General features: G+C 62.4%; 24 protein-coding genes. 17 read left to right on the plus strand and 7 right to left on the minus strand.

Annotated elements, in window-relative coordinates; genetic code table 11:
* Positions 1 to 43: 43 nt before the first annotated feature.
* The 6 genes from ACFWAD_RS02875 (at position 44) to ACFWAD_RS02900 (ending at position 5,044) form a co-directional block, all read left to right on the plus strand.
* On the plus strand, positions 44 to 724 hold the full coding sequence (locus tag ACFWAD_RS02875; RefSeq protein ID WP_378539861.1) for a hypothetical protein: 681 nt from the start codon (positions 44 to 46) through the stop codon (positions 722 to 724).
* A 65-nt stretch (positions 725 to 789) separates the two neighbouring features.
* Positions 790 to 1,164, plus strand: a complete 375-nt coding sequence (locus tag ACFWAD_RS02880) for a nuclear transport factor 2 family protein (RefSeq protein ID WP_276117230.1) — start codon at positions 790 to 792, stop codon at positions 1,162 to 1,164.
* A 1-nt stretch (position 1,165) separates the two neighbouring features.
* Positions 1,166 to 2,122, plus strand: coding sequence for an alpha/beta hydrolase (locus ACFWAD_RS02885; RefSeq protein WP_378541230.1), 957 nt, complete (start codon positions 1,166 to 1,168; stop codon positions 2,120 to 2,122).
* 34 nt (positions 2,123 to 2,156) lie between these two features.
* Complete coding sequence (locus ACFWAD_RS02890; RefSeq protein WP_378539859.1) at positions 2,157 to 3,113, plus strand: SMP-30/gluconolactonase/LRE family protein; 957 nt, start codon at positions 2,157 to 2,159, stop codon at positions 3,111 to 3,113.
* An 81-nt stretch (positions 3,114 to 3,194) separates the two neighbouring features.
* Positions 3,195 to 4,253, plus strand: a complete 1,059-nt coding sequence (locus tag ACFWAD_RS02895) for a Dyp-type peroxidase (protein WP_378541233.1) — start codon at positions 3,195 to 3,197, stop codon at positions 4,251 to 4,253.
* Positions 4,250 to 5,044, plus strand: a complete 795-nt coding sequence (locus ACFWAD_RS02900; protein WP_230816233.1) for a family 1 encapsulin nanocompartment shell protein — start codon at positions 4,250 to 4,252, stop codon at positions 5,042 to 5,044. Before ACFWAD_RS02895 ends, ACFWAD_RS02900 begins: the two co-directional genes overlap by 4 nt.
* On the opposite strand, the gene ACFWAD_RS02905 is transcribed toward ACFWAD_RS02900, so the two are convergent.
* Genes ACFWAD_RS02905 through ACFWAD_RS02915 form a run of 3 tightly spaced genes read right to left on the minus strand, consistent with a single transcriptional unit; the run spans position 5,033 to position 6,697 of the window.
* Positions 5,033 to 5,359 carry a hypothetical protein gene (locus ACFWAD_RS02905; protein ID WP_378541236.1) on the minus strand — a complete coding sequence of 109 codons (327 nt, stop codon included), beginning with the start codon at positions 5,357 to 5,359 and terminating at the stop codon, positions 5,033 to 5,035. The two genes, ACFWAD_RS02900 and ACFWAD_RS02905, sit on opposite strands and share 12 nt — an antisense overlap.
* Entirely contained in the window at positions 5,356 to 6,180 is an 825-nt protein-coding gene (locus tag ACFWAD_RS02910) for a DUF692 domain-containing protein (RefSeq protein ID WP_378541239.1), read from the minus strand. Before ACFWAD_RS02910 ends, ACFWAD_RS02905 begins: the two co-directional genes overlap by 4 nt.
* Positions 6,181 to 6,226: 46 nt before the next feature.
* Positions 6,227 to 6,697, minus strand: a complete 471-nt coding sequence (locus ACFWAD_RS02915; protein WP_283305584.1) for an Lrp/AsnC family transcriptional regulator — start codon at positions 6,695 to 6,697, stop codon at positions 6,227 to 6,229.
* Between the two features lie 154 nt (positions 6,698 to 6,851).
* Between ACFWAD_RS02915 and pdhA the strand changes: the two genes are divergently transcribed.
* The 5 genes from pdhA to ACFWAD_RS02940 are packed head-to-tail and all read left to right on the plus strand — an operon-like array spanning position 6,852 to position 12,711.
* Positions 6,852 to 7,979 (plus strand): pyruvate dehydrogenase (acetyl-transferring) E1 component subunit alpha, encoded by a 1,128-nt coding sequence (gene pdhA / locus ACFWAD_RS02920; RefSeq protein WP_378541241.1) that lies wholly within the window; start codon positions 6,852 to 6,854, stop codon positions 7,977 to 7,979.
* Between the two features lie 2 nt (positions 7,980 to 7,981).
* Positions 7,982 to 8,986, plus strand: a complete 1,005-nt coding sequence (locus tag ACFWAD_RS02925; RefSeq protein ID WP_378541243.1) for an alpha-ketoacid dehydrogenase subunit beta — start codon at positions 7,982 to 7,984, stop codon at positions 8,984 to 8,986.
* Complete coding sequence (locus ACFWAD_RS02930) at positions 8,983 to 10,206, plus strand: dihydrolipoamide acetyltransferase family protein (protein WP_378541245.1); 1,224 nt, start codon at positions 8,983 to 8,985, stop codon at positions 10,204 to 10,206. The genes ACFWAD_RS02925 and ACFWAD_RS02930 overlap by 4 nt, the downstream gene beginning before the upstream one ends.
* Entirely contained in the window at positions 10,206 to 11,585 is a 1,380-nt protein-coding gene (gene lpdA / locus ACFWAD_RS02935; protein ID WP_378541247.1) for a dihydrolipoyl dehydrogenase, read from the plus strand. Before ACFWAD_RS02930 ends, lpdA begins: the two co-directional genes overlap by 1 nt.
* 25 nt (positions 11,586 to 11,610) lie before the next feature.
* Complete coding sequence (locus tag ACFWAD_RS02940; RefSeq protein WP_378541249.1) at positions 11,611 to 12,711, plus strand: Glu/Leu/Phe/Val dehydrogenase dimerization domain-containing protein; 1,101 nt, start codon at positions 11,611 to 11,613, stop codon at positions 12,709 to 12,711.
* Here ACFWAD_RS02940 and ACFWAD_RS02945 read toward each other — a convergent pair.
* The gene (locus ACFWAD_RS02945; protein ID WP_378541251.1) at positions 12,646 to 13,554 is read right to left on the minus strand and encodes a TIGR04222 domain-containing membrane protein; all 909 of its coding nucleotides are present in this window, start codon (positions 13,552 to 13,554) and stop codon (positions 12,646 to 12,648) included. The two genes, ACFWAD_RS02940 and ACFWAD_RS02945, sit on opposite strands and share 66 nt — an antisense overlap.
* 139 nt (positions 13,555 to 13,693) lie before the next feature.
* Positions 13,694 to 14,371: an SDR family oxidoreductase gene (locus ACFWAD_RS02950; RefSeq protein ID WP_378541253.1), complete on the minus strand. Its 678-nt coding sequence runs from the start codon at positions 14,369 to 14,371 to the stop codon at positions 13,694 to 13,696.
* Positions 14,372 to 14,448: 77 nt separating this feature from the next.
* Here ACFWAD_RS02950 and ACFWAD_RS02955 point away from each other — a divergent pair, with 77 nt between their 5' ends.
* The 4 genes from ACFWAD_RS02955 (at position 14,449) to ACFWAD_RS02970 (ending at position 18,694) form a co-directional block, all read left to right on the plus strand.
* Complete coding sequence (locus ACFWAD_RS02955; protein ID WP_378541255.1) at positions 14,449 to 15,375, plus strand: metal ABC transporter substrate-binding protein; 927 nt, start codon at positions 14,449 to 14,451, stop codon at positions 15,373 to 15,375.
* Complete coding sequence (locus ACFWAD_RS02960) at positions 15,372 to 16,103, plus strand: metal ABC transporter ATP-binding protein (RefSeq protein WP_378541257.1); 732 nt, start codon at positions 15,372 to 15,374, stop codon at positions 16,101 to 16,103. Before ACFWAD_RS02955 ends, ACFWAD_RS02960 begins: the two co-directional genes overlap by 4 nt.
* Before the next feature lie 3 nt (positions 16,104 to 16,106).
* Positions 16,107 to 16,985: a metal ABC transporter permease gene (locus tag ACFWAD_RS02965; protein ID WP_378541259.1), complete on the plus strand. Its 879-nt coding sequence runs from the start codon at positions 16,107 to 16,109 to the stop codon at positions 16,983 to 16,985.
* 149 nt (positions 16,986 to 17,134) lie between these two features.
* Positions 17,135 to 18,694 (plus strand): diguanylate cyclase, encoded by a 1,560-nt coding sequence (locus ACFWAD_RS02970; RefSeq protein ID WP_378541261.1) that lies wholly within the window; start codon positions 17,135 to 17,137, stop codon positions 18,692 to 18,694.
* Here ACFWAD_RS02970 and ACFWAD_RS02975 read toward each other — a convergent pair.
* Together ACFWAD_RS02975 and ACFWAD_RS02980 are read right to left on the minus strand one after the other, a co-directional pair.
* On the minus strand, positions 18,683 to 19,432 hold the full coding sequence (locus ACFWAD_RS02975; protein ID WP_378542895.1) for a cyclase family protein: 750 nt from the start codon (positions 19,430 to 19,432) through the stop codon (positions 18,683 to 18,685). The two genes, ACFWAD_RS02970 and ACFWAD_RS02975, sit on opposite strands and share 12 nt — an antisense overlap.
* Positions 19,433 to 19,576: 144 nt before the next feature.
* Complete coding sequence (locus tag ACFWAD_RS02980; protein WP_378541263.1) at positions 19,577 to 19,987, minus strand: TIGR03668 family PPOX class F420-dependent oxidoreductase; 411 nt, start codon at positions 19,985 to 19,987, stop codon at positions 19,577 to 19,579.
* A 60-nt stretch (positions 19,988 to 20,047) separates the two neighbouring features.
* On the opposite strand from ACFWAD_RS02980, the gene ACFWAD_RS02985 reads away from it, so the two are divergent.
* Together ACFWAD_RS02985 and ACFWAD_RS02990 are read left to right on the plus strand one after the other, a co-directional pair.
* Entirely contained in the window at positions 20,048 to 21,049 is a 1,002-nt protein-coding gene (locus ACFWAD_RS02985; RefSeq protein ID WP_378445162.1) for a PHP domain-containing protein, read from the plus strand.
* Positions 21,034 to 22,014: a hypothetical protein gene (locus ACFWAD_RS02990; RefSeq protein WP_378541265.1), complete on the plus strand. Its 981-nt coding sequence runs from the start codon at positions 21,034 to 21,036 to the stop codon at positions 22,012 to 22,014. The genes ACFWAD_RS02985 and ACFWAD_RS02990 overlap by 16 nt, the downstream gene beginning before the upstream one ends.
* Positions 22,015 to 22,017: the final 3 nt, after the last annotated feature.

Genomic DNA, 22,017 nt, shown 5'->3' on the forward strand with positions numbered 1-22,017 from the left:
AATCCGCGATGACAGGATTGGGTGCACCGACGAAAGGACTCCCATGACGTTCGCGGATCTGGACGGTGACGAACTGTGGAGTTACCTGACGGAGCGTTCAGGACTCCCCGGCCCGCGCGCGAACCTCGCGCTCATGCTCGAGTTCGCGCGCGGCGCCGACGACGACGATATCCTGCAGGCGGCGGAGTCCGAGGACGAATACATCCGCTGCTGTGGGATCGTCGGGCTCGGATTCATCCTTGTTCGTTCACACGACAAGGCTGTTCTGAACAGTCTGACGGAGGCAACCACCAGTGCGTCGTGGCGTGCACGTGAAGCTGCCGCGATGGCTGTTCAAGCGGTAGGTGACGCGGATCCGGAGTTGTTGCGGACGATCATCGAGAAGTGGGCACGCTCCACCCATCCATTGACGCTGCGCGCGGCCGCTGCCGGGATCTGCGAGCCGAGGTTACTGAAGGACAAGGCCAACGCTGCGCTGGCCGTTCAGGTGTGCCGAGACGCTACCGAGTGGATCGTCTCGCAACCAGCTGATGCCCGTCGTGACGCCGACACACGGACTCTCCGGCAGGCGCTCGGATACTGCTGGAGCGTCGCGGTCGCAGCGGATCCGAAGAATGCGCTGCCGGCGTTCGTCTCCCTGGAGGCGTCGGACGACGCAGATGTCGTCTGGATCGTGCGGGAGAACCGGAAGAAGGCCCGGCTGCGCAAGGTGCTCGAAACCTGACCCGTGGATCAGAGACGTAGGTTATCCTCAGAATTAGAACCTGTTCTAACTACGAGGGGTAGACCATGGCACCGTCCGCAGAGGTAATCCGCAAGACCGTCGACGCCTACATCGAGACAGTTGCAACGGGCACTGCCGCCCAGGTTGTGGCCCTGTATGCCGAGGGTGCAACAGTCGAAGATCCGGTGGGCACCGACGTGCGCACCACCCGCGAGTCCATTCTCGAGTTCTACTCCGTGATCGAGAACTTCGACCAGGAAGCTCACCTTCAGACCCTCCGCATCGCCGGAAACGAAGCGGCATTCCACTTCTCGCTGATCACCAAGCTCGGCGAGCAGACCCTGACCATCGCACCCATCGACGTCATGACCTTCGACGACGACGGCAAGATCCTGTCGATGCGCGCATTCTGGAACCAGGAAGACATGATCACCTCCTGACATGACGGTGAAGATGATCGATGTCGGCGGATTCCGTTGGCAGATTGACGATTCCGGTTCCGGGACAGCTGTGGTCATGTGCCACGGCTTTCCTGGCCTCGGATACAGCTATCGCCATCAGTCGACAGCGTTGGCGGAAGCGGGTTTTCGGGCGATTGCACTCGACATGCCCGGGTACGGCGGCACCACCCGCCCGGAGGCCGTCGACGACTACACCAACGACGCCGTCGCGAACCGGCTGATCGACCTACTCGACGCTCTCGGAATCGACAAGGCGGTGTTCGTCGGTCACGATTTCGGCGCTCCGGTCGCGTGGACCACCGCTCTGCGCCACCCGGATCGTGTCGCGGGACTGGTCTCGTTGGCAGTCCCGTATGCGCCGGACAGGTTCCCGGCCAAGCCCTCGACGATCTACGCCGCATTGGCGCGCAAGCACTTTCTGCACATTCACTATTTCCAGGAAGCGGGTGTCGCGGAGCGCGAACTCGACGCCCGCCCACGTGAATTCCTTCAGCGACTCTTTCACGCTTTGTCCGGGGCTTACCGGTACCTCGACGTCTGGAAGAACCCGTCCGAAGGCAACGGCTACCTCGACGTACTTCCCGAGGCGCCTGCGCTGCCCTGGTCGTGGCTCACCGAGGACGACCTGGACGTTTATGTAAAAAGCTTTGCTGCAACAGGTTTCACCGGAGGGTTGAACTGGTATCGAGCGTACGACGCCAATTGGGAACGTAGCGCGGATCTGGACGGTGCGCACGTCAACGTTCCGACGCTCTTCGTCGCGGGCGCCGAAGACCCGGTCATCGCGATGAGTGGCCCCAAGGCACTGGACCGGATGAAGGACACCGTCCCCGACCTGCGGGGTGTACATCTCCTCGGCGGTGCGGGGCACTTCGTACAACAAGAACGGGCTGGCGAGGTCAATGAACTTTTGATCTCTTTCCTTCGGTCGCTCTAGGCGAAATCGGGCAGAGGGGTCTAGCGTTGCGCAGATGCGCACCCAGATCTTCGATCGCGGTATTCGTGTTGGTATCACCGGTGCTCTTGTTGCCGGTTCGCTTCTGGCTCTGGGCGTGTCCGGTGCCGCGGCCGCTCCACTCTGTCCGGGATCGTCGCCCGCGATACTCAGCGCTCAGATTCCGGGCGCGGCTCTCGAGGGTGTCACGGTGGACGGACAGGGCCGCCTGTACACGACGGACCTGGTGAGCGGGCGGATCTTCCGCGTCGATGCGCCTGGTCAGGCTGCAGTTCCGATCGCGACGGTTCCCGGCGGTGCGGGCGCGCTCGCGTGGAGCCCGGACGGTTCACTGCTGGTGGGTACCGGAGCAAACGCAAGTGTTCTGATCGGCGATCTGACGCGAGCTGCGTCGGTCGCGCGGGTCGACGTGAACTCGGGTGCAGTGACGCCGATAGCCGGTGGTCTGAGCGCTGCAAACGGCCTCGCCGTGGCGCACGACGGAACGATATACGCCACCAACGATTTCGGTTCGCTGATCGGAAAGGTCAGCCCAGGCGGTGCCGTCGATCCGGCGTGGGCAACCTTCCCGAGCGCAAACGGCGCTGCCCTGAGTGCCGACAATCGCTGGCTCTACGTCTCGCGCACGTTCGCAAACCCGGGTGTCAGCCGCATCTCCGTCGACAATCCAGGATATTCGGAGTCGTTGGTCGATCTCGGCGGTTTCGAAACCTTCTCTGCCCCAGATGGTTTGACCTTGGACTCGCGAGATCGCGCCATTGTCCCCACGGACATCAGTGGTGAGGTGTGGCGTATCGACGGCCCCGGCCAGTACTGCTCGCTCACCAGCGGACTGCAGGCGTCGAGCGTGTTGACCTACGGGCGCGGCAATTCCGGTTTCGCGGCCGGGCATCTCTACCGGGCCGGGTTCGACGGAAAGATCTTCGAGATTCCGGCGGGCTTCGACGCGGGTGCCCAGGCCGCAACACCGTAACGCGACACCCTCACCCGACACCCTGTCTCTACTTACCCACTACTGATGCCGGGACTGCCGGAATCGTCCATACTGGTCTGCATGGCGGAAACGAGTGAGATCGACGAGGCCGAAGTGGCCCTTCCCGCGATACCGCAGCCGTTGCTGACCCCGCTCACGGAAGCTGCGATCTTCCTGGTTTTCACCATCGACGAGGGTGGTGAGCAGGCAGTTCACGACGTTCTGGCGGATATTTCCGGGCTGCAGCGCTCAATCGGATTCCGGGTTCCTGCAGGTGGCTTGGCCGCCGTCGTGGGCATCGGTTCGGATGCGTGGGACCGGCTTTTCGACGGCCCACGGCCCGCGGAATTGCATCCCTTTGTCGAGTTGACCGGTGACAAACACCACGCCCCGCGCACGCCGGGCGATCTGTTGTTCCACATCCGGGCCCGTCAGATGGACCTGTGTTTCGAGTTCGCCACGGTCGTGACCAACAGGTTGGCCGGGGCCGCGTCGGTGATCGACGAGGTCCACGGGTTCAAGTACTTCGAGCAACGCGATCTCATGGGTTTCGTCGACGGCACCGAGAACCCGTCCGGGCAGGCCGCATACGTCGCGGTCACCGTCGGCGACGAGGATCCGGACTTCGCGGGCAGCAGTTACGTCATCGTCCAGAAGTACCTCCACGACATGTCGGAGTGGAATTCCCTGCCCGTCGAGGAGCAGGAGAACGTCATCGGACGCTCCAAGCTCGAAGATCTCGAGATGGACGACGACACCAAGCCGGCCAACTCCCACACCGCTCTCACCGTCATCGAAGACGAATCTGGTGAGCAGATCCAGATCCTGCGCGACAACATGCCGTTCGGCCACGTCGGCTCCGCTGAGATGGGTACCTACTTCATCGGTTACTCGGCGTCGCCGACGGTCACCGAGCAGATGCTCACCAACATGTTCATCGGGAATCCCGTCGCCAACTACGACCGCATTCTCGATTTCTCCACCGCCGTCACCGGAATCAACTTCTTCGTTCCGACGGCGGACTTTCTCGACGATCCCCCGGACTTGCCGACCAGGCTCGTTCCCGAAGCGACGTTCACAGCGCCCATCTCTGACGGTTCTCTCGGAATCGGCAGCCTCAAAAGGAGTGCCCAGCAATGACAAACCTGCACCGCGACCTAGCACCCATTTCGGCAGCAGCCTGGGCCGAGATCGAGGAAGAGGCCAGCCGTACCTTCAAGCGTCACGTCGCCGGTCGTCGTGTCGTGGACGTGGAGGGACCGTCGGGTGACGATCTCGCGGCCATCCCGCTCGGGCATCAGGTGCCGATCAATCCCCTGGCCGATGGTGTCATCGCACATGCTCGTCAGTCTCAGCCGATCATCGAACTGCGGGTTCCGTTCACCATCAGCCGACAGGCCATCGACGACGTCGAGCGCGGCGCCAAGGACTCCGACTGGCAGCCCGTCAAGGACGCGGCCAAGCAGATCGCTTTCGCCGAGGACCGCGCCATCTTCGAGGGATACCCCGCAGCCAGCATCACCGGCGTGCGGGCCAGCGGTTCCAACCCGGAACTCAAGCTCCCCATCGACGCCAAGGACTACCCGGAGGCCATCAGCCAGGCGATCACGTCGCTGCGCCTGGCCGGTGTCAACGGACCGTACTCACTGCTCCTGAACGCCGACGCGTTCACCGCGATCAACGAGACCTCCGATCACGGCTACCCCATCCGCGAGCACCTGCGACGCGTCCTCGACGGCGAGATCATCTGGGCCCCGGCCATCGACGGCGCTTTCCTGCTCTCGACGCGTGGCGGTGACTACGAACTGCATCTGGGTCAGGACCTGTCCATCGGCTATCTCTCGCACGATGCGAATTCCGTGGAGCTGTACTTCCAGGAATCGATGACGTTCCTCATGTACACAAGCGAAGCTGTTGTCTCACTTGCGTAAGCGCCTTCGAAATCTCTGATACCACGGCGGGCTAGGCAGTTCGCCGATGTCCTGGAGATGGGCGACAAATGCTTGGGCGTCCGCATGCGAAGACGTCTTCGGTCGCCCGTCCGCCCACGCTGTGAACAACTGAAGATAACGATCGCCGAGATTGTGGCGCACCACCGGAAGGTGGTGCGCCACTTCTCCTGCGCGCTTCCGAAGCAGTGCCGTCGAGACAACGGCAGCATCATCTTTGTCGAAGCCTTCGGGTAGTTCGCCGCCCGCCACCAGAGCCCGAATCAGCGCCTCTTGACGCTCACCGAGCGTGCTCATGTGCGTGACCAATCGGTGCCCGCCGTGATGCGATCCAGACCAGCTGCGTCGGCGATGGCGTCGAGCTCGTCGAGTAATTCCAGTGCCGGCGGATAGTTGCCGTCTCGCTCGAGCATGATCGCGGGATGGTGACCGGCGGCGGTGAACTGCGCAAGGAGTTCCAGGACGGCTTCGGGTACCGGATCGGTGTGCGTGTCGTGGTATTTACCGTCGCTGAGACTGCCACCGGCGATGTGGCAGTACGCAATTCGTTCGAGTGGCAGCCGGCTCAGCTCGGTCCACGGATCACGCCCGCGATTGAGAGCATTGGCGTAGACGTTCGCGATGTCGAGAACCAGCAGGGCCCCGGTTCGCTCGACGATCTCCGCGAGAAACTCCCCTTCGGTCAACTCGTCGTCCGGCCAGTCGAACAGAGCGGCAACGTTTTCGACGGCAAACGGCACCGGTAGACCGTCCTGAGTCCGGGTGATGTTGCGTACCAAGGCGTCGACGGCTTCGTAGGTGCGGGGCAGTGGGAGCAGGTGCCCGGCCTCGATGCCGCCCGCCCGCACGAATGCGATGTGCTCGCTCGCCAAGGGGGCGTCCAGTAGCTGGGCTGTATGCGCAAGGTGATCGACCCGAGCCTGATCTACCGCCTCGGCCCCACCAAGCGATAGCGAGATGCCGTGCGGGATCACCGGAACTCCCAGCGAGCCGAGATGCTGAGGTATCTCGTTTCCGATGGATTCGGCAATGACTTCGCAGAACGCCAGGCCGTCTAGTTGCGCGATGATTCCGGAGACCTCGGGGCGCCAACCGATTCCCAGGCCGTGCAGGGTCATTCGAGTCACCTCCCGTGTGCAACTGCTAACGGCGACTATAGACGGATCAGGCGGGCAGCCAGTTGGGTCCCGGTCCGTTGCCCTCCTCGAAGATCAGCCATGTTTTGGTCGAGAGAACCCCGTCGAGTCCCTGGAGTTCTTCGAGAACGGTGTGGCGTAGTTCCCGGTTGTCCGGGGCACGGACCAGCACCAGAACGTCGAAGTCGCCGCCGAGAAGGGAGAAGTGCTCGACAAACGGCAGGGCCTTCAAGGACGCCGCCAGACCCCTCCACGAGTGCTGTCTGATCGAGAGCGCCACGTACGCCGAGGATCCGAGTCCGGCTTTCTCGTGGGCGATCCTCGTCGTGAATCCGGTGATGATTCCGGCGTCCTCGAGCCTTTCGATGCGGACGTAGGCGTGAGCGCGCGAAATGTGTGCCTTCTCGGCCAACGCGCGCATGGAGATGCGGCTGTCTGCGACCAGTTCGGCGATGATGCGGCGGTCGATCGCATCGAGAGTGTGCGGTTCGGTGGCCATCTGTCCATTCCTGCTTCGGTAGTCGAGTCGGTTCATGGACATATTGCTGCCCGTATCCTCATGATAAGCCGTTTGTCTTGAATCTTCGCCGGCTTCTGCCATTACGTCGCCCAAGTGCGAATACTGATGGACACAACGTCTTCTGGAGGTAGAAGTGACACTTGTCGAGCCCTTGGGGGAACTGCGCTATCAAAAGTTCCTGCCGGCCGATTCCGCGGTGCAGTACCTCGACCCTGCCGGAGAACTGACGCGCAGCGAGGCCCGCTACGCAAAACCCAGCGACGATCGCCTGATCGAGATGTATCGAAAGATGTTCCTGGGCAGACGCTTCGACCAGCAGGCGACGGCACTGACCAAACAGGGGCGCCTGGCCGTGTATCCGTCCTCGCGAGGGCAGGAGGCGTGCCAGATCGCCGCAGCGATGAGTCTGGAACCGCGGGACTGGCTCTTCCCCACCTATCGGGATTCGATGGCATTGGCCGCCAGAGGTGTCGATCCGGTCCAGATTCTGAGCATGCTCGCCGGCGACTGGCATTGCGGGTACGACCCGGCCGCACTTCGCAGTGCGCCGCAGTGCACCCCGCTGGCGACGCAGTTGCTGCACGCAGCGGGAGTGGCCTACGGAGAGTCCCGCCGGGGCTTGAACACCGTCGCGCTGGCGCTCTGCGGTGACGGCGCCACCAGTGAAGGTGATTTCCACGAAGCACTGAACTTCGCCGCAGTCTTCAAGGCACCGGTGATCTTTCTGGTGCAGAACAACGGATTTGCGATCAGCGTGCCACTGTCGCGCCAAAGCGCAGCACCGACGTTGGCGCACAAGGGCGTCGGCTACGGGATCGGCAGCGAGCAGGTCGACGGCAACGATCCCGTCGCGATGATGGCCGTCATGGACGAGGCAGCGCGCTTCGTCCGCAGTGGAAATGGACCGGTCATCGTCGAGGCACACACTTATCGCATCGACGCACATACCAATGCCGACGACGCCACCCGCTACCGCGACAGCGCGGAGGTCGAAGCCTGGCTCGGGCGAGACCCCTTGCCGCGACTCGAAAAGTATCTGCGCGCACACGATCTGATCGACGACGCATTCGTAGAATCGCTGTCTGCAGAGGCCGAGGCAGAGGCCGCCACGCTGCGCGCCGGCATGAATGTCGACCGCCCGCACGATCCGCTCGATCTGTTCCGGTACGTCTTCGCCGAGCAGACACCGCAGCTGCGTGAGCAACAAGCGCAACTCGAGACCGAACTTGCCGCCGAAGCCGCTGACACAGGGGGAAACTGACAATGCCCATGCTCACGATGGCTCAGGCTCTCAACACCGCACTACGGGACTCTCTGGCCGCGGACGACAACGTTGTCGTCTTCGGTGAGGACGTCGGCACGCTCGGTGGCGTCTTCCGCGTCACCGACGGCCTCACCCGCGACTTCGGCGACGACCGATGCTTCGACACTCCACTCGCCGAGTCCGGCATCATCGGATTCGCAATCGGTATGGCAATGGCCGGTTTTCGTCCGGTCGTGGAAATGCAGTTCGACGCGTTTGCCTACCCGGCATTCGAGCAGATCGCCTCCCACGTCGCGAAGATCCGCAACCGCACCAAGGGTGCGCTGTCGATCCCGATCGTCATCCGCGTTCCTTTTGCCGGCGGTATCGGCGGGGTAGAGCATCACTGTGATTCCAGCGAGGGTTACTACGCGCACACACCCGGACTGAAGGTTGTGGCGCCGTCCACGGTGGAAGATGCGTACTCGCTGCTACGTTCGGCAATCGAGGACCCCGACCCCGTGATCTTCCTCGAGCCCAAGAAGCTGTACTTCGCGCGAGCAGATGTCGAACTGACCGCACGTGAGCCGATCGGGCGCGCCGTCGTCCGTCGCCCCGGTCGTGACGCGACGCTCATTGCCTACGGTCCGTCCGTGGACGTTGCACTGAAGTCCGCCGATGCCGCCGCGGCCGAGGGCCGCGACATCGAGGTGATCGACATCCGCTCGATAGTGCCGTTCGACGACGAGACCGTCACCGCATCGGTGCGAAAGACCGGACGCTGCATCGTCATCCAGGAAGCGCAAGGTTTTGCCGGTGTGGGTGCGGAAATTGCTGCCCGAGTGCAGGAGCGGTGCTTCCACCATCTCCACGCCCCGGTACTCCGCGTCAGCGGATTCGACATCCCCTACCCCGCGCCCAAGCTCGAGCGTCACCACCTGCCCAGCGTCGACCGAGTCCTCGATACCGTCGACCGCCTGCAGTGGAACGACTCTCCCGACACCCGTTGGGCGGTGACGGCGTGACCAATCAGGTATTCATGCTCCCTGACCTGGGTGAAGGTCTGGCCGAGGCGGACATCGCGGAGTGGCATGTCAAGGTCGGCGACGTGGTCACCATCGATCAGATCGTCGTCGAGGTCGAGACTGCGAAAGCTGCTGTGGACGTGCCCATCCCGTTCGCCGGAACCGTGATCGAACTCCATGGCAAAGACGGCGACACCCTGAAGGTGGGTACGCCGCTGATCACTGTGAGTGGCAGCGAGAGTGCGGACGTGGTCGTCTCGGCCAATCACGAGCGCTACCGCGAAGAGGAACGCGCCGGTTCGGGCAACGTCCTGATCGGCTACGGCACCAGCGAGGATGCACCGCTGCGCCGCCGCAGAGCTGCTCCGTCGGTACGTGTGATCTCGCCGATCGTTCGTAAACTGGCCTCTGACAACAGTATCGACCTGGCTACGATTTCCGGATCGGGCGCTGGCGGAGTCATCACGCGCGCCGACGTCGAGGCCGGGGCAAACTTCGGCCCGGAAACGGAAACGTCACACGCGACTGACCAAAGAATCCCGATCAAGGGACTACGCAAGGTGGTTGCCGACAAGCTGTCCACCAGCCGCCGCGAGATCCCGGACGCAACAACCTGGGTCGACGTCGACGCCACCGAACTGTTCACGGCGCGTGTCGAGATCAACAAAGCACTGCCCGATTCCGACAAGATCAGCCTGATGGCACTGCTGGCTCGGCTGACCACCGCGGCGTTGGCGCAGTACCCCGAACTGAACTCGTCGGTCGACACTGCTCGAGGCGAGATCGTCCGACACCCCCACATTAACCTCGGAATCGCTGCACAGACGCCGAAGGGATTGATGGTCCCGGTTATTCGCAATGCTGATTCTTTGAGTACCGTCGCACTCGCACAAGCACTTCGGACGTCCAGCGAACTCGCGCGCGACGGCAAACTCGAACCCGCCCGCCTGACCGGCGGTACCTTCACACTCAACAACTACGGAGTATTCGGCGTCGACGGATCGACTCCGATCATCAACCATCCCGAGGCGGCGATCCTCGGCATCGGACGCATCATCGACAAGCCGTGGGTGGTGAACGGCGAGTTGACCGTCCGTAAGGTTGCACAGATCTCGTTGAGCTTCGACCACCGCGTCTGTGACGGGGGCGAAGCCGGCGGATTCCTGAGGCTCTTCGGTGACTACATCGAGAACCCGATCCGCGTCCTGGGAAGGCTCTGATGACAACTGCAGAACAGCACAGTGATGTCGTGATCCTCGGTGGAGGATCGGGCGGCTACGCCTGTGCCATCCGCGCCGCCCAACTCGGGTTGTCGGTCACGCTGATCGAGGCAGACAAGGTCGGCGGAACGTGCCTGCACCGCGGATGCATCCCGACCAAGGCACTGCTGCATTCCGCCGAGGTTGCCGACTCTGCACGCACCAGTGAGCAATTTGGTGTCCGGGCAACATTTGACGGCATCGACGTCGCGCAGGTGCACGACTACAAGAACGGGACAGTCGAGCGGCTGTACGGCGGCTTGAAAGGATTGCTGGCGCAACACAAGATCACCATCGTCAACGGATCCGGGACGTATGTCGGTGGGCGAAGTATCGACGTCGACGGAACCCGCTACACCGGAACGTCACTCGTTCTGGCTACCGGCTCGTATCCGCGGGGGCTCCTCGGCATCGAACTCGGCCGACGGATCCTCACCAGTGACCAGGCACTCGAACTCGACCAGGTGCCCACCAGCGCAACAGTGCTGGGCGGCGGCGTCATCGGCGTCGAGTTCGCAAGTCTCTGGCGCTCCTTCGGTGCCGAAGTGACCATCGTCGAGGCACTCCCCCGACTGATCGCCGCTGAGGATCCGTGGTCGTCGAAGCAACTCGAACGGGCCTATCGCAAACGCGGAATCGTCTGCAAGACAGGCACAAAGATGGTTTCCGCGAAAGAAGCAGCTGATTCGGTCCGCATCGAACTAGGCGACGGAACAATACTCGATACCGACGTATTGCTGGTCGCCGTCGGCCGCGGACCCCGCACGAGCGGTATCGGTTTCGCAGAAAACGGAATCAGTCTCGAGAATGAATTTGTCGTCGCCGACGAACGACTCCGTACGGCCGTGGACGGTGTGTACGCGGTCGGGGACATCGTGCCCGGTCTTGCATTGGCGCACCGCGGCTTCCAGCAGGGAATCTTTGTGGCCGAACAGATTGCCGGCAAGGATCCGATACCGGTCGCCGAACATCTGATTCCTCGCGTGACGTACTCACATCCGGAAGTTGCATCAGTCGGACTCGGCGAAGAGGCGGCGCGCACGCAGTACGGCGACATCTGCACCGTCGTCTACGACCTGGCGGGTAACGGCAAGAGTCAGATCCTGCGGACTACCGGAGGAATCAAGGTGATTCGCAGCGGAACGAAAGGCCCTGTCGTCGGGGTCCACTTGGTAGGACATCGCGTCGGCGAACTGATCGGTGAGGCGCAGTTGGCCGTTGCCTGGGAGGCACTTCCCGACGAAGTGGGGCGATTCATCCACGCACACCCCAGCCAGAACGAAGCGTTGGGCGAGGCCATGCTCGCACTCGCGGGAACACCACTGCACGCGCACAACTGACCCCGAGACTGGAAGAGGATTTGTTATGAGTATCGACGACGAACTGCGCTGGGACGGTGAACTGACCGTCACACGCCATGATCGGGAGACCGGCACGACTTTCGTGATTCGAATCGACTCCACTCGCCTGGGACCGGCGTCGGGTGGCACGCGGGCCGCTCACTATCCCTCCATCGGTCACGCATTGGCGGACGCCGGGAAGCTCGCCGGCGCAATGACTTTGAAGATGGCGGTCTCCGATCTACCGATGGGAGGCGGGAAGTCGGTGATAGCACTACCTGCACCGCGCAATCAGATCGACCCCGCAACCTGGTCCCGTATCCTCGACATCCACGCCGAGAACATCGACAAGCTCGAAGGAAACTACTGGACCGGTCCTGACGTCAACACCAACTCGTCCGACATGGATCAGCTCAGCCGCACCACCAAATACGTCTTCGGGCGTTCGGTCGACAACGGTGGTGCCGGTTCCAGTGCGCACGCCACAGCACTAGGGGTGTTCGAAGCGATGAAAGCCACGGCGCGTCGGCGTGGACTCGGAACACTAGACGGCCGAACGGTACTCGTGCAGGGACTCGGCGCCGTCGGCGGCGATGTTGTCCGCCTCACGGCGCACGCTGGAGCACGACTGCTGGTTGCCGATACGGACCCGCAGCGCCTCGAGGCGGCGTCGCTGGCGGGTCACACGGTCATTCCTGCCGACGAGGTACTCCGAACGCCGTGTGACCTCTTTGCTCCCTGCGCGATGGGAGGCATCATCGATTCCGCTGCTGCTGCGTCGATTCCGGCTCTCGCAGTAGCCGGCGCAGCGAACAACATCTTGGCCGATGCAGCTGCCGGCGAGGTTCTGCGAAGCCGCGGGGTTCTCTGTGCCCCTGATTTTGTTGCCAATGCGGGCGGGGCCTTTCACCTCGTGGGGCGAGAAGTCCTGGGTTGGAACGAAGACGACGTCGTGGAGCGAACCCGAGGGATCGGTCGGACCTTGGACGAGGTGTATTCGTTGAGCGAGGAACGTGGCATCACTACCGAGGCCGCCGCGCTCCTGCTCGCCCGTGCGCGGCTATCCCCCACACCCACCGCCGCCGCAACTGCTCCCACTGCCGCCACCGCCGTCCGAGCCGGATGAGCCGGAAGAGGAGCCGCAACTGTAGTAGCTCGAACTGGCACCACCCGGGCTGTACGCGGCGCCCGCAGCTACCGCTCCCGCCAGCGCCGGATCGATCAGAACCAGAGCGCCCGAACCGAAGAGCGCTGCCGAGAGTCCGGCGAGCGACGGACCGTAGCTGGTGTACGAGGGTCGCAGTTTCGGCGAGAGGTAGGAATTTTCGTGCTTGAGACGTCGAAGCTCGCTGTCGCCCAACGCCGTACGGCGACGCTTGATTCGTAGAAGCGGAATCATCAGCGCGAGAAGGATGATGGTCAGGAGCAAAAACCCGACCGGCTTGCCGCCGGCGATCCCGGCGATGAGTCGGACGATGCCGAGAGCAATTACCACCACGATCGGAACGGTCCGAAGGGCAGCAGTCAGCCCGTCCTGCGGGCGCTGCAGGTAACCCTCGTCGATCAGCGTCGTACGTAGTTGTGCGAGTGCGATGTTCAGCCGTCCCATCAGACGCACTTGCCGCAGCGGGACCTTTCCGTTGCCGAGCCGCTTGTGCACCGTGCGGGTGAACCAGTCGAGACGACTCTTGTCCTCGGCAGTGAGCGCCAGCTTGGTCTTGCCTTCGGTGCTGATCAGCTCGGCGCTGCGCAGAATAGCCATCGACGCCAGCACCGCTTGGTAGTCACTGGTCAAAGCGCCGATCTCGGGAGGAGTGAGCGGTCGACGCACCGCGTCGACGACCACGGGTGACCGGCGCGCAGACATTCGGCTGTAGAGCGAGAGCCCGATCGCGACGGCGGCTGCCACCAGGTACCACTGAAGGAAGGTCTGGCTGGAAATTCCCCACGTATCCGTATGATTATGCATTGCACACCACCTCTCGATGAACTCCTGTGAACAGATCCAGTCTCTTTGTCCGACAACTGATGTCAGTATCGGGCCAGTCCGGTGGAAAGCGATATCCGGATGGTCATCGTCACCATTCCGTTACCGGCGAACTGGGGATTTACCGGCCGGTAGGTCGGAGCACGATCTCCGTGGGGTGTGCGTCGGATGGCGTTTCGACGGCAGTGCGTACGGCTCGGGCCACGGTGGAGGCCTTCAGGAAGCGCTCCGGGTCGTACTCGTCGCCTTCACCGGCGACGATGTCGCGCTGCATGTCGGTGTCGATCCGGCCGGGATGAATCGACGTCACCCGCAGTGACGGCTCTTCGAGACGCAGGGCGTCGCCGAAAGCGCGCAGAGCGAACTTGCTGGCCGCATAGGAGCCCCAGCCGGCGTTGGCGCGAAGCCCGGCACCCGAATTGATCAGCACGACGTGACCTCCGGCTGCGCGAAGCGCGGGCAGGAGTACACGCGTGAGCTCGGCAACGGCGATGACGTTTGCCTCGAGGGTGCGTCGCCACTGATCGACCGAGGATTCCTCGATGGTTCCGATGTCGGCCACGCCGGCGTTGTGTACCAGCACGTCGAGCGTCGTGATGGAGGAGGCGGCGACTGCGACGGCGTCGTAGTCCGTGAGGTCGAGGGGCAGAGGCGTCGATCCGGGCAGTTCGGCGCAGATCGGCTCGAGGGCCTGCGCGGATCGCGCACCGAGCAGCAGGTCGTGTGTCGGCGCCAGTTCGCGTGCGATGGCAGCTCCGAGGCCGCGACTGGAACCGGTGATCAAGGCAGTAGGACGCATGGTCCGAGCCTATCGAGTGAGGAATGTTCGGTGAGACGAACTTGTGTATTTGTTTACCCACATATTAGAGTTTGAACATGACGACTCGCGACGCGAAGAATTTCCGCCGCCTGGGAATTGCTGCCCTCGCCGCCCTGCTTCTTTCCAGCTGTTCGGCAGTGAATTCCGCTTCCGACGACGACCGCCCGGTAGTGCTGACCACGTTCACCGTGCTCTCGGACATTGCCCAGAACGTCGCGGGCGATCATCTGCGCGTCGAGTCGATCACCAAGGCAGGAGCGGAAATTCACGGCTACGAGCCGACACCCGGGGACATTCGCCGCGCCAACGAGGCGGACCTGATCCTCGACAACGGCATGAACCTCGAGGCTTGGTTCGCCAAGTTCGTCAACGGACTGGATGTGCCACACGTCGTGGTCAGCGATGGCGTCGAAGGCATCCCGATCGCCGGTGATGCCTATGCGGGCAAGCCCAATCCGCATGCGTGGATGTCTCCACTGAATACGCAGATCTACGTCGACAACATGGTGACGGCGTTCAGTGACCTGGATCCGGACAATGCCGCGGCATTTGCGGAGAACGGCGCGAAGTACAAGGCGGAACTGCAAGCGGTGCAAGACGGCCTGGTCAGTGGCCTGGCGGCGTTGCCCGCAGGTCAGCGAGCACTTGTCAGCTGCGAGGGTGCGTTCTCCTATCTGGCCAGGGATGCGGGACTCAGCGAGGCGTACATCTGGCCGGTCAACGCCGAGCAGCAGGCGACGCCGCAGCAGATCATCGCCGCGATCGACTTCGTCCGGGCCAATTCCGTTCCCGCCGTCTTCTGCGAGTCGACGGTCTCGGATGCGCCCATGCAGCAGGTCGTCGGAGCCACCGGCGCGAAGTTCGGCGGAACGCTGTACGTCGATTCGCTGTCCGAAGCCGACGGTCCCGTGCCCACCTACCTGGACATGATTCGCCACGACACCGACGTCATCCTCGGCGGTCTGACCGGCGATAAATCATGAATGAAGCCATTCGCGTCGAAAATGTCAGCGTTCACTACGGTGAGGTCCACGCACTCGATCACGTCGATCTGACGTTGAACTCGGGTAGCGTCTGCGGGCTGATCGGCATGAACGGTTCAGGCAAGTCCACCTTGTTCAAGGTGATCATGGGAATGATCAAGCCGGACAACGGCTCTGTGACAATTGCCGGCCTCGACGCAGCCGCTGCGCGGAAGAGCGGCCGTGTCGGATACGTGCCGCAAAGTGAAGACGTCGACTGGACCTTCCCGATCAGCGTCCGTGACGTCGTGATGATGGGCAGATACGGCCATCTCGGGTTTTTGCGGCGTCCGCGGCGCGCAGATCGCGAGGCGGTGGCCGAGGCCCTCGAGCGGGTGGAACTCACCGAATTCGCGGATCGCCAGATCGGACAGCTCTCGGGTGGTCAGAAGAAGCGCGCGTTCGTGGCACGCGGCATCGCGCAGGACGCATCGATACTCTTGCTGGACGAGCCGTTTGCGGGCGTCGACAAGCGCTCCGAGGCAACGATTTCGACGCTGCTACGAGAGTTGGCTTCCGACGGTCGGTCGATCTTGGTCTCGACCCACGATCTCCACACGGTGCCGAAACTTTGCGACGAGGCAGTTCTGCTCATGCGCAAGGTCTTGGTGCATTCCGACCCGGACACCGTGCTTCAACCGGAAAACCTCGCCCTGGCTTTCGGTCTCGACGTGATGGACAGGACCTGATCGATGAACATCGTAGAACTGCTCCTCGATCCTCTCCAGTACGGATTCATGGTGCGCGCGTTGGCCGTTGCGGTTGTGGCGGCGGTTGTCTGCGCGGTGCTCAGTTGCTGGTTGGTGCTCATCGGGTGGTCGCTGATGGGTGATGCCGTCTCGCACGCCGTACTGCCCGGTGTCGTCCTGGCTTACGTCGTCGGCGCTCCATTTGCCATCGGTGCCTTGATCTTCGGGTTGATCGCCGTCGCCCTGATCGGGCTGATCCGTAACACCAGTCGCGTCAAGGAAGACGCCGCGATCGGAATCGTCTTCACGACTCTCTTTGCGTTCGGCTTGGTTCTCATCTCGGTGACCCCCAGCCAAACCGATCTCAATCACATCATCTTCGGCAACCTGCTGGGTGTGAGCTCGTCAGATCTTCTGCAGGTCGCGATACTCGGCGCGTTGGCGTTGAGCATTCTGTTGATCAAGCGTCGTGATCTGACGTTGTTCGCGTTCGACCCGGTCCACGCCAATGCGATAGGTCTCTCCCCCAAACGCCTCGGCGCCCTACTCCTCGGAGTTCTCGCGCTCACGTCAGTAGTGGCGCTGCAAGCTGTCGGAGTTGTGCTGGTGGTGGCGATGCTGATCATCCCCGGCGCGACGGCCTACCTCCTCACCGACAAGTTTTCGCGGATGCTGGTGATAGCTCCCGTCGTCTCCGCACTATGCGCGATTACCGGTATCTACGTCAGCTACTACCTCGACACGGCTTCCGGTGGCATGGTCGTCATGACGCAGGGCATCGTGTTCGCTCTGGTGTACCTGTTAAGCCCGTCGCAAGGGGTAATTGCGAAATGGACTTCGCAGCGCCGTAGAGCCCGGGCGAAATACAGCGCCGTGGCGTAGCGGCCGGTCCTGATCGTTCGTCCAGTTAACAATCCGCTACCAAATCGGGTAGGTTTGTACGGGCATTCGTCACCACGAACATTCCGGCCGCAACGATGCCGGCTGCAAGATAATCGGTGGTGACGCCTTGAACACCGATGGGTTCTTCGATGACGCAGTTCCGAGCACGACGCACGTGGCTGGTTCTCGGCGTCGTTGTCGCGGTCATCGCCCTCGCCGGATCGGGGCTGCTCAGCCCACGAACTTCGGTTCTGGTGGATGATATCGCCCAGCTCGTCGGCGGAGCCACCGCAACTGCGGTCTGTTGGTGGACATCGCGGCGCCATCACGGCGTCGAGCGTCGTTGGCGAACTCTGATGGCTCTCGGTATGGCGGGCTGGACTCTCGGGATGGTCTTCTGGGCGTTCTACCGCTCGGTTCTGCACGTTCCCCTTCCGTCGCCGTCGATCGCGGACATCGGTTTCTTCATGTTCCCGGTGTTTGCCGTGCCGGCGCTTCTGTCGCTTGTGCGCCAGTCGCCCCGACGTGAGGCGATCGGTCCGATCCACCTCTGGATGGTGCTCACGCTCGACGGTCTGGTCGTGGTCGGTGGACTGTTCATCCTCACGTGGACGACTGCCCTCGGCGCCGTCGTGCACACCGGTCCGACTGGCTCTCTCGGGTTTCTCGTCGCGGTGATGTATCCGATCACCGACTTCGTTCTGATCGCGATGGTCTTGCTGATGGTCATCGGACCGAAGGCCGTAGCCGAGATCCGTGAACCGCTGACGTTCCTCGGGTGCGGGTTGGTGATGCTCTCCCTTTCGGACAGCCTGTACGCGTACTTGGTGGCGATCGGCGCCGAGAGTATGCCGACGATCGCCGACGCGGGGTTCATCGCCGGCCCGCCGTTGATCGCGCTGGCGGCGTTGACCGAACGAGCTGAGCCACGGCCGCGCACAGCTCAACAACATTGGCGAAGTGATCGGACTCAATTGCTGCTGCCGTACCTGTTGATCGCGGTCATCGCGACGATCGTGACGGTTCAGGCCCTCATCGTCGGCAACCTCGATGCCGTGGTCGTGATACTCGGCGTCGTCGTGCTGGTTCTCGCGCTGGTGCGCCAAATACTCACTCTCCTCGAGAACGACGCGCTCCTCCAACAGATATCCGCTGCCCAGGACGAGCTCCGGTACCGAGCACATCACGACCCACTCACCGAGCTCGCCAACCGGGCCGCGTTCGACGAGCACTTCGCAAGTGCCATCGACGACTACCGCCACACGAAGTCCGAACGGGTGCTGATGCTTGTCGACCTGGACGATTTCAAGCAGGTCAACGATCAGTACGGGCATCCAGCCGGTGATCGTTTACTGGTTGCCCTCACAGCACGTCTGCGCGAAGCGGTTCCCGAGAGTGCGTTTGTCGCTCGATTCGGGGGCGACGAGTTCACAGTGCTCCTGCAGGGCCCGATCGACGAAGCGGTCGTCGTAGCTCGAAGGATCGTCGACGCTCTCAGTAGTGATGGGATTGCAGGCGACATTTCGGTATCGGTAGGCGCGAGCGTCGGTGTCGCGTCGTTCGGGGCCGGGGACGAACCACTCAGTGCGCACACTCTTCTTCGCCAGGCCGATGCGGCGATGTACGACGCGAAGAGAAGTGGAAAGGGTGCTGTCGTTGTCTACCGCGACCGCCGTCTATCGCGATCGCCGCAAAGACTAGCGCCGTAGGAGTGCGAAAATCGTTGCCGGTGAACCCGATCCGGCCTTGTTGATTGCGCCACCGACAAGGATGCTCGCCCCGGTAGTTGGTAGGGCGGCAAGATTGTTCAGATTCTCCAGGCTGATTCGATGCTTGTCGTACAGGAGCGTCGAGACGGGGTAGGTCTCGTCGTTTCCGAGGTCGGGACCGAACGTGTCGGTTCCCAATGCTCCGCGGGTGCCCAGACGCCCGGTGTCGATCAGCCACTGCGCCGCGTCCACCGAGAAGCCGGGCTGGTGGGTGACGCCCTCCGCATCGGTGTTGGCATATTCTTCGCTACCCCAGCGCGATTCCCATCCGGTCCAGAGAACTACGGCCGCTCCATCGGGGATCTTGCCGTTGCGCGTCTCCCACTCCTGAATGTCCGCGACGGTGAGCGCATAGTCCGCATCGGCGGCAGCCTTGTCTCGGATGTCGATCTTCACCGCAGGCAGGAAGAGGTCGGCCGGATCGAGTTGGTCGGCTGTGAGGCCGCCTTCCTGGAAGTGCGCCGGCGCGCCCCAATGTGTGCCCGTGTGTTCGCCCTCCTTGACGTACTGAAGGTAGTAGCCGTCGTCTGCGATGGTTGCCGCTGTGTCGAGAGTGAACTCGGGATCGCCGGGAAACACCGGCGTCGTCGCGGGGTCGTTCACGTGCGAGAGCGAAACAACTGACAACAGCTCGTCCGGCGTTGCCGCGTCTTGGCTGCTTCCGGAACTGCTACCCATGTCGATCACCTGAGGTCCCGCTACCAGCGCCAGACCTGTGGCTGCGCGCTGAAGTAACTGCCGTCGTTTCATCGATCCCCCACCATTTTGTCCGAATTGAGAGTGTTGCAATCACTTTCGCTCCTTGAACACTAGGACAGAACCTTAGGCTGCTGCGGACCATGACGACCACTCCACATCGCGGACAGCTATCACCTGTCCGTGCGGTCGGTGATCTACGTACTGCGGATACTTTGCGGCCAAAGCATCGATCGCGCTCTCGGACTCCTCGGTGCCGGGGTCTAGAACCTCCGCATGTCCGTCGACGCGGACCCACCAGAGCGCGGACCAGTCGTCGTCGTAATGATCGACCAGAAGGCTTGCTCGCCCCGTCTCGGTGATGTTCCGGAGCCTGCGAAGCGCGGTGGTGGTTTTCGGTTTGTGGTCGACGCAGGAATAGACAGTTTCGCCGACCAGGGCGAATACCAGCGGCACGATGTGCGGAACGCCGGCCGCATCTGCCGTTGCCAAGTGAGCCACCCGCGCGGCTTCAAATCGTGCTCTCGGATCGTCCATAACCACAGCGTAAGTGGATCAAGGGTTGCCGCAAGCCGCTGCTGACGGAACAGTGGTCTCATGGAACCGGATGAAGCGCTTCGGGAGATCGCCTACTGGCTCGAACGATCACGCGCCGAAACGCACCGCGTCAAGGCCTATCGCCGAGCCGCGGAGGTCTTCGCAGGATTGTCCGACGAGCAGAAAGAGTCTCGCCGGAAAGCCGACAGTTGGAAGGCTCTCACCGGCATCGGCCCCAAAACTGCGATGATCATCGCCCAGTCGTACGACGGCGTCCCCGAATATCTCGCAGAATTGCGCGAGCAGGCCGAGCCCATCGGAGACGGCCCGTTGCGCCAAGCCCTGCGCGGCGATCTCCACACACACTCCGACTGGTCCGACGGCGGAAGCCCCATCGAAGAGATGATGCGACGCGCAGCAGCACTTGGCCACGATTACTGCGCACTCACCGACCATTCGCCTCGCCTCACTGTTGCCAACGGGCTGTCCGCGGAGCGTCTACGTTCTCAACTCGACGTCATAGCCGGGTTGAATGCCGAACTGGCGCCCTTCCGCATCCTCACGGGAATCGAGGTGGACATCCTCGAAGACGGTTCACTGGATCAGGATCCAGATCTACTCGACGAACTCGACATCGTGGTGGCGAGCGTGCACTCGAAGCTGCGGTCAGAGAGCGAAGCGATGACGCGCAGAATGCTTGCTGCAGTGCGAAACCCGCGTGTCGATATTCTCGGACACTGCACCGGACGTCTCGTCGAGGGTGCTCGCGGAACCCGTCCTGAGTCGCAGTTCGATGCGGAGAAAGTGTTCGAGGCCTGCCGAGAATCAGGCACCGCCGTCGAGATCAACTCCCGACCGGAGCGTCGTGACCCGCCATCGCGTTTGATCGAGTTGGCCCGCGATCTGGATTGTCTTTTCTCCATCGACACCGACGCCCATGCTCCTGGTCAGCTGGCCTGGCAGGGCTACGGCTGTGACCGGGCCGAAAAGTGCGGCGTCGAAGCGGATCGGGTGATCAATACCTGGACCGCCGAAAACCTTCTGGAATGGGCGGGCAATTGACGGTCTCGGCACGCGTGCTGCTGATGGTGCCGTTGGTGGCGTCGCTTTGCCTGACCACCGCTTGTTCGACCCCCTTCTGGCGCGATTCGGTGTACTTCACACCTCCTGAGGCTCGGGTGTTCGAGACTGCCGACTGTCTCGGAATTGATGTCGGATGGGGCCTATTCGGTGTCGATTTGTATTCGCATCCGAAACACGAAACGGGTTATCCTCCATCTGATTTCGATCCAGTGGCAGTATTTCGTTGCGAAGTCGGCGAAGGTGCCTCCGGAGCGCTTACCGTCGACATGGTTCGCCTCGAAGGTGACGTAGCCGCCGTCAAGGATGCATATCGTGTCGATTCCGAGCGCTTTCCCGACAATGTCGATGCGAGTTGTGCAGCGAGCGAACTGGTGCCCGTCAAGCTGTGGATGGCCAACAGTGCCGGACAAGTGATGTTTCCGGCCTGGCCGTCGAGTCCGTGCGGTTTTCAAATCGGGCCTCTCGATTCGCTTCGATCTCTGCATGAAGTCGAACGTGTCCGAACTTCGTTGAGTCTTTCTCCGACGATGGCAAATTGCGATCGCTCGTCTGCCGGTCAATTCGATCGGACAGATGCCAGAGAAGTCGACAAGGCACGCGAGCAGTTCGAGCGAGGTGAAGGCTATGACCCGCTCGACAATGAGCTTGCTACGCCTGTCGCTGATGTTGCAGGACTATCCGTGTGCCGGCATGAATCTCAGACAGGCGTGGACGTTATTCGCTTGTCCGAAGCGGAGAGTCGAGACGCGGTTGCCGCCATAGCCGCTGCTCCTATCGCTCCACCCTGTGATCAGATCGCGACCGTGACAGCATCATCAACCCTCCTACGGGCTGACGGATCGGGCGGTACTCCTGTGATTGTGGAGTTGGATGGATGTCGCCGCAGCGCCCTTTCCGGCTACCGAAGCACGCCGGAATGGGTCACCGAGGCGTTTGCTCGGTGACCT

This window comes from Rhodococcus sp. NPDC059969, assembly GCF_042738325.1.
GTDB lineage: Bacteria > Actinomycetota > Actinomycetes > Mycobacteriales > Mycobacteriaceae > Rhodococcus_F.

What these genes read in the sequence shown, in the direction of transcription:
- ACFWAD_RS02965 (WP_378541259.1), top strand. Translation starts at nt 16,107, where the DNA reads ATGAACATCGTAGAACTGCTCCTCGATCCTCTCCAGTACGGATTCATG.
- ACFWAD_RS02990 (WP_378541265.1), top strand. Translation starts at nt 21,034, where the DNA reads ATGGGCGGGCAATTGACGGTCTCGGCACGCGTGCTGCTGATGGTGCCG.
- ACFWAD_RS02985 (WP_378445162.1), top strand. Translation starts at nt 20,048, where the DNA reads ATGGAACCGGATGAAGCGCTTCGGGAGATCGCCTACTGGCTCGAACGA.
- ACFWAD_RS02980 (WP_378541263.1), bottom strand. Translation starts at nt 19,987, where the DNA reads ATGGACGATCCGAGAGCACGATTTGAAGCCGCGCGGGTGGCTCACTTG.
- ACFWAD_RS02975 (WP_378542895.1), bottom strand. Translation starts at nt 19,432, where the DNA reads ATGGGTAGCAGTTCCGGAAGCAGCCAAGACGCGGCAACGCCGGACGAG.
- ACFWAD_RS02940 (WP_378541249.1), top strand. Translation starts at nt 11,611, where the DNA reads ATGAGTATCGACGACGAACTGCGCTGGGACGGTGAACTGACCGTCACA.
- ACFWAD_RS02895 (WP_378541233.1), top strand. Translation starts at nt 3,195, where the DNA reads ATGGCGGAAACGAGTGAGATCGACGAGGCCGAAGTGGCCCTTCCCGCG.
- ACFWAD_RS02970 (WP_378541261.1), top strand. Translation starts at nt 17,135, where the DNA reads ATGACGCAGTTCCGAGCACGACGCACGTGGCTGGTTCTCGGCGTCGTT.
- ACFWAD_RS02945 (WP_378541251.1), bottom strand. Translation starts at nt 13,554, where the DNA reads ATGCATAATCATACGGATACGTGGGGAATTTCCAGCCAGACCTTCCTT.
- ACFWAD_RS02960 (WP_378541257.1), top strand. Translation starts at nt 15,372, where the DNA reads ATGAATGAAGCCATTCGCGTCGAAAATGTCAGCGTTCACTACGGTGAG.
- ACFWAD_RS02950 (WP_378541253.1), bottom strand. Translation starts at nt 14,371, where the DNA reads ATGCGTCCTACTGCCTTGATCACCGGTTCCAGTCGCGGCCTCGGAGCT.
- ACFWAD_RS02880 (WP_276117230.1), top strand. Translation starts at nt 790, where the DNA reads ATGGCACCGTCCGCAGAGGTAATCCGCAAGACCGTCGACGCCTACATC.
- ACFWAD_RS02900 (WP_230816233.1), top strand. Translation starts at nt 4,250, where the DNA reads ATGACAAACCTGCACCGCGACCTAGCACCCATTTCGGCAGCAGCCTGG.
- ACFWAD_RS02875 (WP_378539861.1), top strand. Translation starts at nt 44, where the DNA reads ATGACGTTCGCGGATCTGGACGGTGACGAACTGTGGAGTTACCTGACG.
- ACFWAD_RS02905 (WP_378541236.1), bottom strand. Translation starts at nt 5,359, where the DNA reads ATGAGCACGCTCGGTGAGCGTCAAGAGGCGCTGATTCGGGCTCTGGTG.
- lpdA (WP_378541247.1), top strand. Translation starts at nt 10,206, where the DNA reads ATGACAACTGCAGAACAGCACAGTGATGTCGTGATCCTCGGTGGAGGA.
- ACFWAD_RS02955 (WP_378541255.1), top strand. Translation starts at nt 14,449, where the DNA reads ATGACGACTCGCGACGCGAAGAATTTCCGCCGCCTGGGAATTGCTGCC.
- ACFWAD_RS02915 (WP_283305584.1), bottom strand. Translation starts at nt 6,697, where the DNA reads ATGGCCACCGAACCGCACACTCTCGATGCGATCGACCGCCGCATCATC.
- ACFWAD_RS02885 (WP_378541230.1), top strand. Translation starts at nt 1,166, where the DNA reads ATGACGGTGAAGATGATCGATGTCGGCGGATTCCGTTGGCAGATTGAC.
- ACFWAD_RS02910 (WP_378541239.1), bottom strand. Translation starts at nt 6,180, where the DNA reads ATGACCCTGCACGGCCTGGGAATCGGTTGGCGCCCCGAGGTCTCCGGA.
- ACFWAD_RS02890 (WP_378539859.1), top strand. Translation starts at nt 2,157, where the DNA reads ATGCGCACCCAGATCTTCGATCGCGGTATTCGTGTTGGTATCACCGGT.
- ACFWAD_RS02925 (WP_378541243.1), top strand. Translation starts at nt 7,982, where the DNA reads ATGCCCATGCTCACGATGGCTCAGGCTCTCAACACCGCACTACGGGAC.